Genomic DNA, 374 nt, shown 5'->3' on the forward strand with positions numbered 1-374 from the left:
GAGGGCGAGCAGAAGGAAGTCGGCGCGATGGATGCGGCGGCGATGATGCGCTACGCCTCCAAGGTCATCATCGTGCCGGGCTACGGCATGGCGGTGGCCGGTGCCCAGCACAAGGTGTGGGAGATGACCGAGCTGCTGGAGGAAGCGGGCGTCGAGGTGAGCTTCGCGATCCACCCGGTGGCGGGGCGGATGCCGGGCCACATGAACGTGCTGCTGGCCGAGGCGGGTGTGCCTTACGACAAGATCTTCGACCTCGAGGAGATCAACGGTGACTTCCCGCAGGCCGACGTGGCCCTGGTGATCGGCGCCAACGACGTGGTCAATCCGTCGGCTCGCACCGACAAGTCCAGCCCGATCTTCGGCATGCCGATCCT

1 protein-coding gene is annotated in these 374 nt (G+C 66.3%); it reads left to right on the forward strand.

Annotated features, from left to right (window positions below; all coding sequences use genetic code 11):
* Positions 1–374, forward strand: a 374-nt coding sequence (locus B4920_RS25945; protein ID WP_139379652.1) for an NAD(P)(+) transhydrogenase (Re/Si-specific) subunit beta, incomplete at both ends; no start/stop codon positions are given.

The sequence above is a fragment of the Zoogloea sp. LCSB751 genome, assembly GCF_002028455.1.
In the GTDB taxonomy this organism is placed as follows: domain Bacteria; phylum Pseudomonadota; class Gammaproteobacteria; order Burkholderiales; family Rhodocyclaceae; genus Zoogloea.